This window comes from Rugamonas sp. DEMB1 (assembly GCF_029834475.1).
GTDB classification, from domain to species: domain Bacteria; phylum Pseudomonadota; class Gammaproteobacteria; order Burkholderiales; family Burkholderiaceae_D; genus Rugamonas; species Rugamonas rubra.
This window is the reverse complement of sequence record NZ_CP122407.1, coordinates 3,493,063-3,508,778: the sequence shown is the minus strand read 5'-3', so window position 1 is coordinate 3,508,778 and position 15,716 is coordinate 3,493,063. Positions and strand designations below refer to the sequence as shown.

Annotated in this window: 11 protein-coding genes and 2 pseudogenes; 4 read left to right on the top strand and 9 right to left on the bottom strand. The window is 73.1% G+C overall.

Annotation, left to right across the window (positions count from 1 at the left end; all coding sequences use genetic code 11):
* On the top strand, positions 1 to 2,064 hold the full coding sequence (gene prsK, locus QC826_RS15835) for an XrtA/PEP-CTERM system histidine kinase PrsK (RefSeq protein WP_279761503.1): 2,064 nt from the start codon (positions 1 to 3) through the stop codon (positions 2,062 to 2,064).
* A 14-nt stretch (positions 2,065 to 2,078) separates the two neighbouring features.
* Positions 2,079 to 3,447, top strand: a pseudogene (prsR, locus tag QC826_RS15830) (PEP-CTERM-box response regulator transcription factor).
* On the opposite strand, the gene QC826_RS15825 reads toward prsR, so the two are convergent.
* The 9 genes and pseudogenes from QC826_RS15825 to QC826_RS15785 all read right to left on the bottom strand — a co-directional run.
* On the bottom strand, positions 3,386 to 5,899 hold the full coding sequence (locus QC826_RS15825) for a hypothetical protein (protein ID WP_279761502.1): 2,514 nt from the start codon (positions 5,897 to 5,899) through the stop codon (positions 3,386 to 3,388). The pseudogene prsR and the gene QC826_RS15825 overlap by 62 nt on opposite strands.
* Positions 5,896 to 6,603 (bottom strand): ABC transporter permease, encoded by a 708-nt coding sequence (locus tag QC826_RS15820; protein ID WP_279761501.1) that lies wholly within the window; start codon positions 6,601 to 6,603, stop codon positions 5,896 to 5,898. Before QC826_RS15820 ends, QC826_RS15825 begins: the two co-directional genes overlap by 4 nt.
* The gene (locus tag QC826_RS15815) at positions 6,600 to 7,949 is read right to left on the bottom strand and encodes a glycosyltransferase (protein ID WP_279761500.1); all 1,350 of its coding nucleotides are present in this window, start codon (positions 7,947 to 7,949) and stop codon (positions 6,600 to 6,602) included. The genes QC826_RS15820 and QC826_RS15815 overlap by 4 nt, the downstream gene beginning before the upstream one ends.
* Positions 7,950 to 8,361: 412 nt before the next feature.
* On the bottom strand, positions 8,362 to 8,982 hold the full coding sequence (locus tag QC826_RS15810; protein WP_313872610.1) for a serine aminopeptidase domain-containing protein: 621 nt from the start codon (positions 8,980 to 8,982) through the stop codon (positions 8,362 to 8,364).
* Positions 8,983 to 8,989: 7 nt separating this feature from the next.
* A complete protein-coding gene (locus QC826_RS15805) occupies positions 8,990 to 9,823 on the bottom strand; it encodes a hydrolase 2, exosortase A system-associated (protein WP_279761499.1) in 834 nt (277 codons plus the stop codon).
* Complete coding sequence (locus tag QC826_RS15800) at positions 9,820 to 10,065, bottom strand: acyl carrier protein (protein ID WP_093383467.1); 246 nt, start codon at positions 10,063 to 10,065, stop codon at positions 9,820 to 9,822. Before QC826_RS15800 ends, QC826_RS15805 begins: the two co-directional genes overlap by 4 nt.
* A 2-nt stretch (positions 10,066 to 10,067) precedes the next feature.
* Positions 10,068 to 11,159, bottom strand: a complete 1,092-nt coding sequence (locus QC826_RS15795) for a GNAT family N-acetyltransferase (protein ID WP_279766506.1) — start codon at positions 11,157 to 11,159, stop codon at positions 10,068 to 10,070.
* On the bottom strand, positions 11,156 to 11,797 hold the full coding sequence (locus tag QC826_RS15790; protein ID WP_279766642.1) for a hypothetical protein: 642 nt from the start codon (positions 11,795 to 11,797) through the stop codon (positions 11,156 to 11,158). Before QC826_RS15790 ends, QC826_RS15795 begins: the two co-directional genes overlap by 4 nt.
* A 76-nt stretch (positions 11,798 to 11,873) precedes the next feature.
* Positions 11,874 to 12,191, bottom strand: a pseudogene (locus QC826_RS15785) (aminotransferase class I/II-fold pyridoxal phosphate-dependent enzyme); the annotation flags it as partial.
* A gap of 515 nt (positions 12,192 to 12,706) precedes the next feature.
* Between QC826_RS15785 and QC826_RS15780 the strand changes: the two are divergent.
* Complete coding sequence (locus tag QC826_RS15780) at positions 12,707 to 14,320, top strand: acyl-CoA ligase (AMP-forming), exosortase A system-associated (RefSeq protein ID WP_279761498.1); 1,614 nt, start codon at positions 12,707 to 12,709, stop codon at positions 14,318 to 14,320.
* A 101-nt stretch (positions 14,321 to 14,421) separates the two neighbouring features.
* Positions 14,422 to 15,627: a pyridoxal-dependent decarboxylase, exosortase A system-associated gene (locus tag QC826_RS15775; RefSeq protein WP_279766505.1), complete on the top strand. Its 1,206-nt coding sequence runs from the start codon at positions 14,422 to 14,424 to the stop codon at positions 15,625 to 15,627.
* Positions 15,628 to 15,716 lie beyond the last annotated feature (89 nt).

Genomic DNA, 15,716 nt, shown 5'->3' with positions numbered 1-15,716 from the left:
ATGGCGGCCGAGGTCGCGCAGTTCAGCTACGCCATCGCCGGCGCCGCCTTCCTGCTGCTGGCGCTGGCGCTGGCGCTGCTGTGGCGCGGCCACCCGCACGGCCGGCCGCTGTTGGCGGCCAGCGCGCTGATGCTGGCCTGGAGCGCGGCGCTGGCCTGGCAGGAGCGCGCCGGCGGCGTGCCGGCGGCCCTGCTCGAGGCGCTCGAGCTGGCGCGCAACGCCGGCTGGAGCCTGCTGCTGCTGGCGCTGGCCGGCCAGCTGGCGCGCCGCCCCGGCCAGCCGTGGTGGCGCGGCGGCGGCGCCGCGCTGGCGCTGGCCTACGCGGTGGCGGCGGCGCTGACCCTGCTGCCGCTGTGCTGGGGGGCGGCGCTGGCCTTCCTGCCCGCCGTGATGCTGCGCCTGGCCATGGCCATGCTGGGCATGCTGCTCGTCGAGCAGCTCTACCGCAGCACCCCGGCGCAACAACGCTGGGCCATCAAATACGCCTGCCTGGGCATAGGCGCGATGTTCGTCTACGACTTCTACCTGTACAGCGACGCCCTGCTGTTCCGCGCCCTCAACCCGGAGCTGTGGAGCGCGCGCGGCGTGGTCTACGCGCTCAGCGCGCCGCTGCTGGCGGTGGCGGTGGCGCGCAGCGCCGCGTCGGCGCCGCAGCTGGCGCTGTCGCGGCTGGCGCTGCTGCACTCGGCCACCTTGCTCGGCTCGGCCTGCTATCTGCTGGCGATGGGCGCGGCCGCCTACTACCTGCGCTACGTCGGCGGCAGCTGGGGCGCGATGATGCAGCTGGTCTTCCTGTTCGGCGCCGTGCTGCTGTTGGCCGGCATCCTGTTTTCCGGCCGCTTCCGCGCCGGCCTGAAGGTGCAGATCAACAAACACTTCTACCGCTACCACTACGACTACCGCGAGGAGTGGCTGGCGCTGACGCGCGCGCTCTCCGAGCCGGGGCCGGACCTGGGCAGCCGCAGCATCGAGGCGGTGGCGGCGCTGGTGGGCAGCCCGGCCGGCGCGCTGTGGCTGCGCCGCGACAACGGCCGCTGCGAGCCGGCGGCGCACTGGCACATGCCGCTGCCGGCCGACGACGAGGCGGCCGACTCGCCGTTCTGCCGCCTGCTCGGCGACAAGCGGTGGCTGCTCGAGGTGGCCGGCCACGCCGCCGGCGCCGAGGGCGCGGTGGCGCTGCCGGCCTGGCTGCCGGCCGTGCCGCGCGCCTGGCTGGTGCTGCCGTTGATCCTGCACGGCCAGTTGTCCGGCTTCGTGCTGCTGCTGCAGCCGCCGCAGCCGGTCAAGCTGAACTGGGAAACCATCGACCTGCTGAAGATCGCCGGCAGCCAGGTGGCCAGCTACCTGGCGCAGCGCGAGGCGGCCACCGCGCTGAGCATGGCGCGCCAGTTCGACTCCTTCAACCGGCTGTCGACCTTCGTCGTGCACGACCTGAAGAACCTGGTGTCGCAGCTGTCGCTGCTGATGCAGAACGCCGAACGCCACCGCGACAATCCGGAGTTCCAGCAGGACATGCGCGAGACCGTCGACTTCGCCGTGCAGAAGATGAAGCGGCTGCTGCAAAAGCTCAGCCGGGGCGACACGCCCGAGCGCGCCGTGCCGCTGGCGCTGGCGCAGGTGCTGCGCCAGGCGGTGGCGCTGAAGGACGCCTTCGAGCCGCGCCCGACGCTGTTGATCGCCGACGCCGACGCCGCCACCGAGGTGCTGGCCGACCCGGAGCGGCTGGCGCGTGTGCTCGGCCACCTGATCCAGAACGCCATCGAGGCGACGCCGCGCGGCGGCGCCGTCAGCGTGCGCCTGGCCCGCGCCGACGGCGTGGCGCGCATCGAGGTCAGCGACACCGGCAGCGGCATGAGCGCCGACTTCATCCGCGAGCGCCTGTTCAAGCCCTTCGACTCGACCAAGTCGGCCGGCATGGGCATCGGCGCCTTCGAGAGCAAGGAATACATCGCGCAGCTGGGCGGCCGCATGGAGGTCGCCAGCGCGCCCGGCCGGGGCAGCACCTTCGTGCTGCGCCTGCCCTTGTACCGCAGCGAGCGCGCCGCCGTTTCGCAGGCCGCATAGAATCGATAGGGAACATGGTGAAACCGAACAAACCGATATTGCTGGTGGTCGAGGACGACCCCGGCCTGCAAAAACAGCTGCGCTGGAGCTTCGACGCCTACCAGGTGGTGGTGGCGGGCGACCGCGAGGGCGCCATCGCCCAGCTGCGCCGCCACGAACCGGCGGTGGTGTTGATGGACCTGGGCCTGCCGCCCGACCCGGAGGGCGCCACCGAGGCCTGGCCACGCTGGGCGAGATCCTGGCGCTGGCGCCGGCCACCAAGGTCATCGTCCTGACCGGCAACCAGACCCGGCCCACGCCCTCAAGGCGGTGGCGCAGGGCGCCTACGACTTCCACCAGAAGCCGGCCGACGCGCAGATGCTCGGCCTGGTGCTGCAGCGCGCCTTCTACCTGCACGAGCTGCAGGCCGAGAACCTGCGGCTGAGCCAGAGCCGGGCGGCCGAGCAGCCGCTGGCCGGCGTCATCAGCCGCGACCCCGGCATGCTCAAGCTGTGCCGCAGCATCGAGAAGGTGGCGCCCAGCTCGGCCTCGGTGATGCTGCTCGGCGAGAGCGGCACCGGCAAGGAGGTGCTGGCGCGCGCGCTGCACCAGATGAGCGCGCGCCAGCAGGGCCGCTTCGTCGCCATCAACTGCGCGGCGATCCCGGAGAACCTGCTCGAGAGCGAGTTGTTCGGCTACGAGCGCGGCGCCTTCACCGGCGCCGTCAAGCAGACCAAGGGCAAGGTCGAACTGGCGCACGGCGGCACCTTCTTCCTCGACGAGGTGGGCGACCTGCCGATGGCGCTGCAGGCCAAGCTGCTGCGCTTCCTGCAGGAGCGGGTGATCGAGCGGGTCGGCGGGCGCGAGGAGATCGCCGTCGACGTGCGGGTGGTCTGCGCCACCCACCAGAACCTGCAGGAGCTCAGCGCCGCCGGGCGCTTCCGCGAGGACTTGTACTACCGCCTGTCGGAGATCGTCATCGCCATTCCGCCGCTGCGCCAGCGGGTCGGCGACGCGGTGCTGCTGGCGCAGCACTTCAAGACCCTGTTCTGCGCCCGCGAGCAGCGCCCCGGCCTGGCCTTCGGCGACGACGCGCTCAGCGCCATCGCCGCGCACCGCTGGCCGGGCAACGTGCGCGAGATGGAGAACTGCGTCCGCCGCGCCGTCATCATGGCCGACGGCGCGATGATCGCCGCCGCCGACCTGGGCCTGGCCGGCGTGCTGCCGCCGGCCGAGCCGCTCAACCTGCGCCAGGTGCGCGACCAGGCCGAGTACGGCGCCGTGCTGAACGCCTTGAACCGCTCGGAGAGCAACATCATGAAGGCCTCCGAGCTGCTCGGCGTCACCCGTCCGACCTTGTACGACCTGATGGCGCGGCTGTCGATCCGGAGCGGCGCCGACTGAGGCGCGGCGTTCCCTGGCGCGGCGGGCGCAGCGTGGCGGCCAGCAGGATCAGGCCGAGCAGCAGGGTCAGGCGCGGCACGTCGACGATGCTGTCGAACAGGCCGACCGCCATGGCGCCGGCCAGCGCCGCCAGATAGACCGCGGCCGACGCAGCATCGGCCTTGTCTTCACCGGCCAGGCCGCGCCTGAGCAGGTCGGCGGCCACGGCCAGCAGCAGCAGGGCCATCGCGGCCAGGCCGCACCATCCCGTTTCGAACACCTGGTTGACGACGAAATTCTTGACGTGCCAGGGGAAGTGGTTGTGGTCGCTGCTGAAGAACCAGCGGTCGTTGCCCCGCGCGAAGGCGCCGTTGGCCAGCGCCTCGGCGCCGTCGTCGGCCGCCGCCAGGCTCAGGTTGGCGACGTCGAGCACGGCGTTGCCGCCGTCGATGGACAGCTCGAACTGGGTCGGCGCGCGCAGCGGCCAGCGCCGCTCGGGCGGATCGAAGTTCAGGCCGACCTGGTAGTGCTGCCACTTGCCGTCGGCCGGGCGCAGGCGCAGCGGCGCCACCGCGCAGTTGACCGGATACAGCAGCCAGCGCTGGCACACCGCCAGCGTCATGCCGGTGGCGTTGTCGCGCCGGCGCACGTCGAGCGACAGCAGGTAGGGCTGGCCGTGGCGCAGCGCGACGTGCTGCAGCATGCGCAACTCCTCGCCGTGGCCGCCCTGGTAGCGCGACACCGACAGCTGCAGGAAGGTGCGGCCGGCCTCCTCGGCGAAGCGGAAGGTGGGCGGCCGCTCGCCGTGCTTGGTGTTCCACAGGTAGGTGGCCGGGTAGCGCCCCAAGCCCATGCCCAGCGCCTGCGTGAGCGGGTCCGGCTCCATCATTTGCAGCGCCTCGTCCCAGTGGCCCAGGCGCACCGCCAGGTCGCCCGAGGCGGTCGAGAAGCGGCTGCCCAGGTAGTAGCTGCCGGCCAGCGGGATGGCGATGGCCATCGCGATGGCGCAGCACAGGCCGGCGGCGATGCTGCGCCGGTCCAGCGTCCACAGGGCGGCGCCACGGCGCCAGCGCAGCGCCGCCAGCGCGGCGGCCAGCGCGACCACGGCCAGCGCGGCGGGGCGCGCCGCCGCGCCGCCCCAGTGCTCGGCCACCAGCACGGTGCTCAGCGCCAGGCCGGGCAGGGCCAGCGCGGCCAGCGACAGGTCGCCGCCGCCACGGCGCAGCGACAGCGGCAGGGCCAGCGCGAACACGCCGGCCGACAATGCATAGGCCAGGTAGGCGCCCTTGTCGGTGCCGGGCGGGGCGTCCTGGCGCAGGTAGAGGTAGCAGGCCAGGTCGAGCAGCAGCAGCGCCAGCGCGCCGGCCGCCAGCCAGGCGCGCGGCCAGCGGCCCCGGCCGCCGGCCGCCAGCAGCGCGGCGGCGCCCAGCAGGCCGAGGGCGGCGCCCAGGCCACGGTAGCCGCTGCTGCCGAACACCGCCTGCAACAGCGGCGCGGCCAGCGCCACCAGGGCCAGCGTCCAGCCGGTCTTGTGGGCGTCGAGCTCGCCCTGGCGGCGCCAGCGCTGCAGGGCCAGCAGGCCGATGATGGCGGCCGAGCAGGCGTAGGCCAGGTAGACGTCGCGCGAGAAGGTGGCCAGGCCGGCGTACACGCCAAGGCCGAGCAGCAGCAGGGCGGCGGCCAGGCGGCGGCGGGCGTGGCGGTCGAGCAGCCAGCAGGCGACGAAGGGCAGGGCCATGGCCAGATAGGCGTCGAGCGCGGCGCCGCCGGTGTGCATGGCGGAGAACGGCGCGGTGGGGCGGTAGTCGCTGGAGAAGTTGAGCAGGCCGGGGAAGACGGCGCGCTCCCAGGCCACCGCCAGGCTGGCGCCGGCCAGGCCGAGCAGCATGCCCGGCACGAAGTAGCGCGCCAGGTTGTCGCGGCCGGCGTCGCGCCGCAGCAGCGGGTACAGCAGCAGCAGCCAGGCGAAGCCCTTGGCCACGCGCAGGCTGTTGTAGGGGCTCAGGTAGTTGGCGAAGGAGTTGGCGTCGAGCGGCGGCAGCGGCTGCACGCCGGTCCAGGCGGCGACGGCGACGCTGGCGCCGACCAGCAGCACGCCCAGGCGCACCGCGCCGGGCAGCCGCAGCGGCGCCGCCGGCTCGCCCGCGCGCGCTTGCCGGCCCGGGGCGCCGGCAAGCGCCGGCCTGGCCGCCGCGCCGGCCGGCGCGCGCCAGTAGCCGACCACCACGGTGGTCAGCAGCAGCAGGTCGAGCTCCTCGAGGAAGTACCAGCCGGTGTAGGGCGCCAGGTCGAACACCGGCAGCAGGGCCGGCACCACCAGCAGCCACGAGGCCGGCCGCCAGCACAGCAGGGCGGCGTAGGCGGCCAGGCCGGCGGCCAGCGCCGGCACGTAGGCCGGATACACCGACAACGACCACAGTAGTGCCGCCAGCAGCGCCAATGCCAGCACGCGGCGCACAGCCAGGGCCATCATTGCGGCGGGTCGGACCATACTCCTGCGGCTTTCAGCTTGTCGCGCAGGTCGCCGGCGCCGGCGCCCAGTTCATAGGCGCGGCGGGCGTGCAGCAGGGCGTTCGGATAGTCCTTGCGGCGCAGGTAGGCCAGGCCCATGTTGTACTGGATGGCGTTGTTGTCCGGCGCGAGGGCGACGGCCTGGACCAACATGGCGAAGGCCTCGTCGCCACGGCCGCGCCGATGGTAGAAGTTGGCGTAGGCGGCGCGCACGCTGCCGTCGTCCGGCGCGAAGCGGATGGCGCGGTCGAAGTAGCACTCGGTCGGATACTTCGCGCCGGTTAGTTGCACCGCCTTTTGCCGCCAGCTGGTCGTGTCGATCGCCTCCAGCGCGGGGATGTGGTTGGGGAAGACGTGCAGGGCGTAGCTGATGTCGGCGCCGATGGTGCTGGTGTTGCCGCGCACGCCCTGCGCCACCTCTTCGGTGAAGTGGGCCTGGTCGACCATCGCCAGGGTGTTGGCGAACTCCGCCTTGCGGTAGTCGAAGGGGCCGAGCGAGGCGCTCAGCTCGCCGCAGAATTTTTTGGCGGCGAACACCGGCGCGGCCGGCAGCAGCAGGCTGGCGGCCAGCAGCAGGCTTGCGGCCAGGCTTGCGGCCAGGCGTCCGGCCGGGCGGTGGCGGGCGCCGCGTGTGTTGTGCGCGCGGGCCGGCAGGGCGGCAGTCATGGCGCGCCCTCCTTGCTGCCGGCGCGCGGCGGAACGCGGCCGGCCGCCTGCGGGCGCAGGGCCACGCGGTCGAGCAGCTCGCCCAGTTGGGCGCTGCGCGCCGCGCGCGAACTGGCGGCGACGGCGGCGGCGCTGGCCAGCGGCGCCTGGCCGGCTTCGGCCAGGGTGAGGAAGCGGAGTAGCTGGTGCATGATGTCTTCGCGGGAGTCGAGTTGGGCGATGGTGTCGATGCCGGCCTGGCGCAGGGCGGCGGCGGTGTCGCCGGCGGCGTCGGTCAGCGCCAGGATGGGGCGGCCGGCGCGGAAGTATTCGTACAGCTTGGCCGGGATCTGGTGGTTGCAGTTGGCCGCCTGCAGCACCAGCAGGCCGCCGGCGCCCAACATCTCGCCGAGCGCGGCGCGGTAGGCGATGTGCGGCGCCAGGCTGACCATCTGCTCGATGCCGTATTCGCGCAGCAGCGGGCGCAGGTAGTCGTCGTGGCCGGTGGCGCGCAGCACCACCCGCAGGCGCCGCGGCGAGATGTGGCCGGCGCGCTGCAGCTCGGCCAGCGCGGCGAACAGCGGCCGGGGATCGCGTTCGGACGGGTAGATCACGCCGCTGTGCACCAGCGTCAGCGGCGCCGCCGGGGTAGGCGTCGGCGCCGGCGCGGTGCTGGTGTCGGCGTAGTCGGCGGCGTTGGCCGCCGCGCCGCCGTGGCAGGCCGGCGCGGCGTCGTCGCCGGCCTGGGCGAAGTTGGCCTCGTCGTAGCCGTTCTCGATCAAGGCGTAGCGCTCGGCCGGGATCTCGGGGAAGCGCGCGCGGTAGGTCTGGATCGCGCCCGGCGTGGTGCACACGGCGACGCTGCAGCGGGCGATGGTCTGCCGCTCGATCCAGCGGTAGACGCGCCGCGTCAGCGGATGCGCCGGGTAGTCGTGGTCGGTCATCGGGTCGCGCAGGTCGGCCACCCAGGGCAGCCCGGTCAGGCGGTGCAGCGCCAGGCCGATCAGGTGGGCGGTGGCGATCGGATAGGTCGACCAGATCAGCGCCGGGCGGTGGCGGCGGACCAGGCCGAGGCCGGCCGGCACGGCGCCGAGCAGCCAGGTGACCCAGCGGTCGGGCAGGGCCAGCAGCAGCGGGTAGCGGCCGCCGACGGCCAGGTGGCGCGAGGTGTCGAGGGCGAAGGCGCGCCGCACCACCATGCCGGCCGGGATCTCGGCCAGCTGGTCGGCGCCGCTGTTGGCGTAGGCGCGCGGGTGGGCCGACAGCAGCAGCGGCTGCCAGCCGTGCTGCGGCAGGTGCTGGCTGAAGGTCAGCGTGCGCTGGATGCCGCTGCTGCCGCGCATCGGCGGATAGTGGAAGGCGATCATCAGCACGCTCCTCACCATGAGCGGACCCAGTCGGCGGTCAGGCGCGCCACCTCGTCGCGCCAGGCGGCGCGCGAGAAGGTGTGGTCGGCATCGGCCAGCAGATGGCGGCGGATGCGCGGTGCCGCCAGCAGGCGCCGCCAGTGTTTCGATGAATCGACCATGTCGAGGAATTCCTTTGCCGTCAAATCGTTGCCGCTGAAGATGAACATCACCTTGCCGGGGAAGTAGCGCAGGCCGGCCAGCATGCGTTGCGGCAGGGCGGCGGCGCCGGCCGGGGCGCTGATGTCGGCCGCCGCCGCCGCGCGCGGTGCCGGCGCCTGCTGTTGGCCGGCGCCGCCGCCGCTGTCGGCGCCCCTGCCGTTGCCGGTGTTGCTGTCGGCGCCCGCGCCGGCGCGCAGGCGGGCGCCGCCGATCAGCGCCTCGTTGCCGGGCATGGCCAGGCCGGCGGCGCCCGCCGTGGCCGGCGCGCCGGCGCGGCTGGCCTGCAGCAACTGGCGCAGCGAGGCGGCGGCGGCGCGCACGTCGAAGCGGCCGCCCAGCAGCTTGCGCCAGAACTCGCCCTGGCGCAGCCGCGCCAGATAGTAGTGGCGCAGCGTGGCGCGGGCGTAGCCGGCGCTGCTGCGCACCCAGGGGTTGAGCAGCGCCAGGCCGGCCACGCGCGGGTCGCCGGCGGCGTAGAACAGGGCGGCGCTGGCGCCGTCGCACAGCCCCAGAGGACGACGTCGCGCAGCGTCGGCACCTGGCGGAAGAATTCGTCGATGGCGGCGCGCAGGTCGGCGCTGACCGCCTCGAAGTCGCGCGCCGCGCCCTCGCTGTCGCCCATGCCGCGGTAGTCGAAGCGCAGCACCGGGATGCCTTGCGCGGCCAGCGCGCGCGCCAGCAGGGTGAATTGGCGGTGGCTGCCGGCGCGGTACTGCGGCCCGCCGACCACCACCAGCACGCCGCGCGTGGCGGCCTGGCGCGGCCGGCTGAGGATGCCGATCAGGGCGGCGTCGTCGCAGGAGAATTGCAGGGCGTGTTCGTCGAAGGGCATGGTGGTCCTAGGCCAGTATGGCGCAGCTGGTGTCGAGCAGGGCCGGGTTTTCGCTGATCTCCTGGGTCGCCCAGAACTGTGCGCCGCCCAGCGGGTGGCAGTGCAGGTCGACGCCGCGTTCGCGCCAGGCCTGGGCGACCCGCTCCGAGGCCGGCATCAGCGTCCCGCCGCCGCGCGGCGTCACCTCGAGCCAGTGCACCGGGCAGCCGGTGACGGCCAGCGCGGCAGCGTCGAGCGCGTCGAGGCTGGCGGCCAGCGGCGGCGCCAGCGCGTAGCCGGCGATCTCCAGCGTGGCGCCGCCGGCCAGCTGGCGGCGCAGCGTGGCGCTGCTGTTGTCCTCGGCGGCGCCCTCGGCCAGCAGCTGGCCGGCCATCTTCAGGCGCAGGAACTGGGTCAGCAGGGCGGCGCCGTTGGCCGGGGTTTGCCACAGCAGCAGGCGCTGCGCCACGCCGGGCGCGGCGCGCGCGTAGGCGAGCGCCAGCAGGGCGCCCAGGCGCAGGCCCCACAGGGTCAGCGGCCGGTCCAGCCGCTGGCGCAGCCAGGTGGCGCCGGCGGCCACGTCGGCCAGCCAGATCTCCCAGCGGGCGTCGCCGGCGTCGCCGGCGCTGTCGCCGCAGCCGTACAGGTCGAGCTGCAGCACGCCGTAGCCCAGCTGGGCCAGCGCGCGCGACTGCAGCGCGGCCATGCGGCGCGACTTGTTCATCTCCTCGCCCCAGGGGTGCAGGTAGAGCACCGCGCCACGGCAGGTGCCGGCGGGGGCGTGGTACAGGCAGAAGCGTTCGCCCGCCTCGGCCGGTAGGAAGAAGGGCAGGGCGCCGGGCGCGGCGGCGGACCGCGTCATGCCAGCTTGGCCTCGACGAAGCGGGCCAGGCTGCCGACGGTGGCGAAGGTGGCCGCGCCGATCTCGTCGTCGTGCACCTCGATGCCGAACTGCTCCTCGAGCGCGGTGATCAGCACCACCACCGCCTGGGAATCGAGTTCGGGCACTTCGCCCAGCAACGGCGTGTCGGCGTCGAATTCGGCGCTGCGCTGGCCCAGGCCGAGCACGGCGCCGAGAATGTGTTTGACTTCACCAAGATACATGTCTACTCCAAAGGACTGCTGACGGGGCCGGCCGGCGCCGCGCGCGGCGCCAGGCGGGCGCGCAGTTGGCCGAGCAGCGAGGGGGAGCGGCGCGAGAAGCGGTGCAGGCGCACCAGTCCCGGCCAACGGTAGTGGTTCAGGTGGTACAGCGTGCGGATCTCCTCGGTCCAGCGGGTGTGCCATTCGAGCACCTTGCCGTAGAACTCGACGCGGCCGAAGCGGCCCTGCTCGAAGAACAGGCGGCAGCACTCCTCGCGCATCAGCAGGCTGGGCGACAGGCCCGAGGGCACGCTTTCGTCGTAGCTGGTCTTGAGCACGACGATCATGCCGTTGCCCTCGACGCACAGGTCCATCGCCACCAGCTGCTCGTTGAACCAGTAGCGGTAGACGCTGGCGCAACCGCGCCGGCAGAAGGCCTCCAGCATGGCGCGGTAGAAGCGGCCCTGGTCGTTGTCGCCGTGCAGGGCGGTGCCCAGGCCGGCCTTCCAGCCGGCGCTTTCCAGCCGGCCGAAGTCGCGCACCGCCTCGGCCATCTCCTCGGGCGCGCGGCTGATCTGCAGGCGCGCGACGATGCCCTCCTTGTGCAGCTTGGCGCGCTGCTTCTTCATGTTGGCGCGCAGGTTCTTGCCGCGCGCCGCCCAGTAGTCGTCGAAGCCGCCCTCGACCGTGATGTGGGCGGTGTCGATGTAGTCGATGCTGTTCTGCGTCGCGCTGTCGGCCGGGCGCGGGCCGTGCCAGGGGTCGCACTGGGTCAGGCCGAAGATCAGCGGCGTGCCGGGCAGCTGGCGCATCAGGCTGTCGAGCAGCGGCGCGGCGTCGACGCCGGGGCGCTGCAGCCAGATGCCGAGCGGCGCCTGCGAGGGTTGGAAGGTCTCCCACACGCCGCGGCGGCGCGGCACCACGATGCCCATCAACAGGGTGGCGCGGTCGCGCACGTAGCAGACCAGCAGTTCCTGGCCGTTGGCGAATTCGGCCAGCAGCGGGGTGACGAAGTCGGGGTCGAGCAGCGGCGAGGCGGCGCTGGCGGCGTTCAGTTCGCGCCATTGCTGTTTGTAGCCCTCGAAGGCGCTGGCGGGCAGGATGATCCAGCTCATGTTGGCTTCCTTGGTTGACGTAACACCGATGTGATTTGGGCTATCATCCAGGCCAGCTCCGTCTCGCGCAGCTCCTGGTGGCAGGGGAATTGCAGCACCCGGCGCGACAGGTCGACGCTGACCGGGCAGACCGTCGCGTCGACGCCGGGCCACAGGTATTCGCCGAAGCGGATCACCGGCACGGCGGCGCGCTTGAGGGCGTCGAACACCGGCTCGGGGTCGTCGACCAGCAACGGGAAGACCCAGGGGCAGACGCCGTCGGGCAGTTCGGCGAACAGCGGGCGGCAGCCGGGCAGGCCGGCGACGGCGGCGGCGATGCGCTGGTAGTGGCGCCGCCGCAGCGCGGCCATGCGCTCGCGCGAGACCAGCTTGAGCAGCAGGCGCGCGCAATAGGACGAGCGTTTGTTGAGCCAGGCCGGATCGAAGCCGAAGCCGCCGTCCGAGGAGTCCGGCGCCAGCGCCGCGCCGGCGCCGGCGTGGCGCGCCTTGATGCGGTTCCACAGCAGGCTTTTGGCGCGCAGCGGCAGGCCGCACAGGGCCTTCAACAGCGGCAGGCGGCGGTAGGCGAAGGCCTCCTCCAGGGTGCTGAGCAGGAGCCTTGGCCTCGAAGCCGCTGCCGGCCGAGGCCAGCTTGACACCGCCCAGGTCGTGGCGCGCCGAGACCAGGCAGCCGCCCTCGTACATGGGGAAGAACTTCATGCTGCTGGCGATGGCGTAGTCGCCGAAGCTGCCCAGCGGGCGGCCCTGGTGCTCGCCGAGGAAGGAGTGGGCGCAGTCCTCCAGCAGGCGCAGGCCGTGGCCGTCGCAGAAGGCGCGGATGCTGTGCAGCTGCTGTGGAAAGCCGAAGTAGTTGGTGACCATCAGCAGGCGCGCGTCGGCGTCGAGCTTGGCGGCGACGTCGTCCAGGTCGACCGAGGCGTCCGGCCGGATGCGGTAGAACACCGGTTCGGCGCCGCACCAGATCACCGGCTCGACCATCGAGGCGCAGTGGTAGGCCGGCAGCAGCACGCGGGCGCCCGGGCCGATGCCCATTTCGCGCAGCGCCAGGGCGATGGCGATGCGGCCGCTGGTGACCAGGCGCAGCTGGCCGGCGTCGAGGATGGACGGCACGCGGCGCGCGCCGCCCCGGCGCAGCGAGGCCAGCGACAGCACCGGCGTGACCGGCAGCGCCGGCCGCGGGTAGTCGGCGGCGTGCTGCGAGGGGACGGCGGCCCTGGGCTGGCGCGGTGAGACGGCGGCGTCCAGCGACAGGGGCGCGTCGACATCAAAGCTGTTCATGGAACCCCATCTGTCTGGTGCTGCCTGGATCGGAATCAAAGGGCGCACGGTCGCACCGTGCGCCAGATCATGATGTTGCGCTGCCATGAGTATAGCCTCAGGATGGGGTGTTTGCGTAGTAAAATTGAAACTGTCGTTTTTGCAACTAAGTTTCTTTACAGGCCAACGCGGGCCGCGTACCATACGTGATTATCATTGTGTTTTTGATATTGAATGCGCCGGCCCCGCGCCGCCGCCCCGTCGCAATCGCGGACTTGATAAGGTGTCGAATGAGTCAACTGGTGCACGATCTATTGTTTGAGGCGGCGCGCCGGGCGCCCGCCGCCGAGGCGCTGGTGCATGGTGCCCGCCGGCTCGACTACGCCGCGCTGGCTGAGGCCGTGCGCGGCGCCGCCGGCGCGCTGCTGCGCCAGGGCCTGGGACGGCAGGAACGCCTGGCGGTGTACCTGGAAAAGAACCCGGAGAACGTCACCGCCATGTTCGGCGCGGCGGCGGCCGGCGCCAGCTTCGTGCCGGTCAACCCGCTGCTCAAGCCCGAGCAGGTCGCCTACATCCTGGCCGACTGCGACGTCGCCGTGCTGGTCACCTCGGTCGAGCGCCTGCGCCTGCTCAAGCCGGCGTTGGCCGGCTGCCCCGCGCTGCGCCTGGTGCTGCTCACCGGGCTGGCCGCCGGCGCCGCGCCGCCGGAGTGGCCCGAGCTGCCCGGCCTGCGCCTGCGCGGCTGGGACGAGCTGATGGCCGCCAGCGCCCTGGCGGACGGCGCCGTGGCGCCGCACCGCTGCGTCGACGCCGACATGGCCGCCATCATGTACACCTCGGGCAGCACCGGCAAGCCGAAGGGCGTGGTGCTGTCGCACCGCAACCTGGTGGCCGGCGCCCACAGCGTCGCCGACTACCTGGAGAACTCGCCGGCCGACCGCATCCTGGCGCTGCTGCCGCTCAGCTTCGACTACGGCCTGAGCCAGCTGACCACCGGCTTCCGCGCCGGCGCCTGCGTGGTGCTGCTCAACCACCTGCTGCCGCAGGACGTGCTGCGCGCCGTGCGCGACGAGGCCATCACCGGCCTGGCCGGCGTGCCGCCGTTGTGGCGCCAGCTGGCCGGCTTGAACTGGCCGGCCGACTGCACGCTGCGCTATTTGACCAACTCGGGCGGCGCCATGCCCCGGCCGACCCTGGACGCGTTGCGCCGCGCCCTGCCGGCGGCGCGGCCCTTCCTGATGTACGGCCTGACCGAGGCCTTCCGCTCGACCTATCTGCCGCCCGAGGAGCTGGAGCGGCGCCCCGATTCGATGGGCCGCGCCATTCCCAACGCCGAGATCATGGTGCTGCGGCCGGACGGCAGCGAGTGCGACGCCGACGAGCCGGGCGAGCTGGTGCACCGTGGCGCGCTGGTCGGCATGGGCTACTGGAACGACCCGGTCAACACGGCGCTGCGCTACCGCGTGCTGGCGCCGCGCGTCGCCGGCCTGACCCTGCCGGAGATCGCCGTCTGGTCGGGCGACACCGTGCGCAAGGACGCCGAGGGCTTCCTCTATTTCATCGGCCGCAACGACGAGATGATCAAGACCTCGGGCTACCGGGTCAGCCCGGCCGAGATCGAGGAGGTGGTGTACGCGCGCCAGCAGGTGGCCGAGGCGGCCGCCTTCGGCGTGCCGCATCCGGCGCTGGGCCAGGCCATCGTGGTGGTGGCCAGCGTGCGCGACGGCGACGCGCTGACCCCGGAGGAGCTGCTGGCGGCCTGCCGCCCGGAGCTGCCCGGCTACATGCTGCCGGCGAAGATCGTCATCTGGCCGGAGAGCCTGCCGCGCAACCCGAACGGCAAGATCGACCGCAAGCAGCTCAGCCTGCAGTTCCTCGCCGTCTTCGCGGAGCTGGAGCAGTGAGCGGGGCGGACGCGAATCCGGTCTCGGCCGCGGCCGCGGCCGCGGCCCCGGCCCCGGCGGCGCCCGCCGCGCCGCCGCGCCCGCCGCCGCGGCACGCCGCGCTGACCCAGTTCGCGGTGCGCGACGACAGCCTGCAACTGGGCGGCATGGCGCTGGCACGGCTGGCCGAGCGGGTCGGCCAGACGCCGTTCTACGCCTACGACCGCGCCCAGCTGAGCGAGCGCGTGGCGCAGCTGCGCCGCGCCCTGCCGGCCGAGGTGCACCTGCACTACGCGATGAAGGCCAACCCGATGCCGGCCGTGGTGCAGCACATGGCGCGCCTGGTCGACGGCCTCGACGTCGCCTCCGGCGGCGAGCTGCGCGTCGCCCTCGACACGCCGATGGCGCCGCTCGAGATCAGCTTCGCCGGCCCCGGCAAGCGCGACCAGGAGCTCGGCTGCGCCATCGCCGCCGGTTGCGTGCTCAACATGGAGTCCGAGCAGGAGATGCGGCGCATCGCCGCCATCGGCGCCCGGCTCGGCATCCGCCCGCTGGTGGCGGTGCGCGTCAACCCCGACTTCGAGCTGCAGCGTTCCGGCATGAGCATGGGCGGCGGCGCCAAGCAGTTCGGCGTCGACGCCGAGCGCGTGCCGGCCATGTTGGCCGAGGCGGCCCAGCTGGCGTTGGAGGTGCGCGGCCTGCATATTTATAGCGGCTCGCAGAACCTGAGCGCCGCCGCGCTGGCCGAGGCGCAGGACCAGACCCTGGCGCTGGCGGTGCGCCTGGCGGCGCACTGGCCGGGCCAGCTGCGCACGCTGAACCTGGGCGGCGGCTTCGGCGTGCCTTACTTCCCCGGCGAGCAGCGGCTCGACCTGGACGCCGTCGGCCGCCACCTGCACGGCGTGGTCGCGGCGGCGCGCCAGCAACTGCCGGGCACCCGCATCGACATCGAGCTGGGCCGCTACCTGGTGGCCGAGGCCGGCGTCTACGTCTGCCGTGTGATCGAGCGCAAGGAGTCGCGCGGCAAGGTCTTCCTGGTCACCGACGGCGGCCTGCACCACCACCTGGCCGCCTCGGGCAATTTCGGCCAGGTGATCCGCAAGAATTATCCCGTGGTGGTCGGCAACCGCGTCGCCGGCGGGCCGCGCGAGCGCGTCTCCGTGGTCGGTCCGCTGTGCACCCCGCTCGACCTGCTGGCCGAGCAGATGGAGCTGGCCGTGGCCGGCCCCGGCGACCTGGTCGCCGTGCTGCAGTCGGGCGCCTACGGCTGGAGCGCCAGTCCGCAGGCCTTCCTCGGCCATCCGGCGGCGCTGGAAGTGCTGGTCTGAATTGCCCGCCGGCCGCTGGCCGGCGGCATCGCTTGAAGGAGAGCCGATGTTACACCCGAAGCCACACCCACAGTTGAACCCCGCCTTGC

Excerpts from the sequence above, each read along its gene's own strand:
- prsK (WP_279761503.1), top strand. The coding sequence starts at position 1 with ATGGCGGCCGAGGTCGCGCAGTTCAGCTACGCCATCGCCGGCGCCGCC.
- QC826_RS15825 (WP_279761502.1), bottom strand. The coding sequence starts at position 5,899 with ATGATGGCCCTGGCTGTGCGCCGCGTGCTGGCATTGGCGCTGCTGGCG.
- QC826_RS15820 (WP_279761501.1), bottom strand. The coding sequence starts at position 6,603 with ATGACTGCCGCCCTGCCGGCCCGCGCGCACAACACACGCGGCGCCCGC.
- QC826_RS15815 (WP_279761500.1), bottom strand. The coding sequence starts at position 7,949 with ATGATCGCCTTCCACTATCCGCCGATGCGCGGCAGCAGCGGCATCCAG.
- QC826_RS15810 (WP_313872610.1), bottom strand. The coding sequence starts at position 8,982 with ATGCCCTTCGACGAACACGCCCTGCAATTCTCCTGCGACGACGCCGCC.
- QC826_RS15805 (WP_279761499.1), bottom strand. The coding sequence starts at position 9,823 with ATGACGCGGTCCGCCGCCGCGCCCGGCGCCCTGCCCTTCTTCCTACCG.
- QC826_RS15800 (WP_093383467.1), bottom strand. The coding sequence starts at position 10,065 with ATGTATCTTGGTGAAGTCAAACACATTCTCGGCGCCGTGCTCGGCCTG.
- QC826_RS15795 (WP_279766506.1), bottom strand. The coding sequence starts at position 11,159 with ATGAGCTGGATCATCCTGCCCGCCAGCGCCTTCGAGGGCTACAAACAG.
- QC826_RS15780 (WP_279761498.1), top strand. The coding sequence starts at position 12,707 with ATGAGTCAACTGGTGCACGATCTATTGTTTGAGGCGGCGCGCCGGGCG.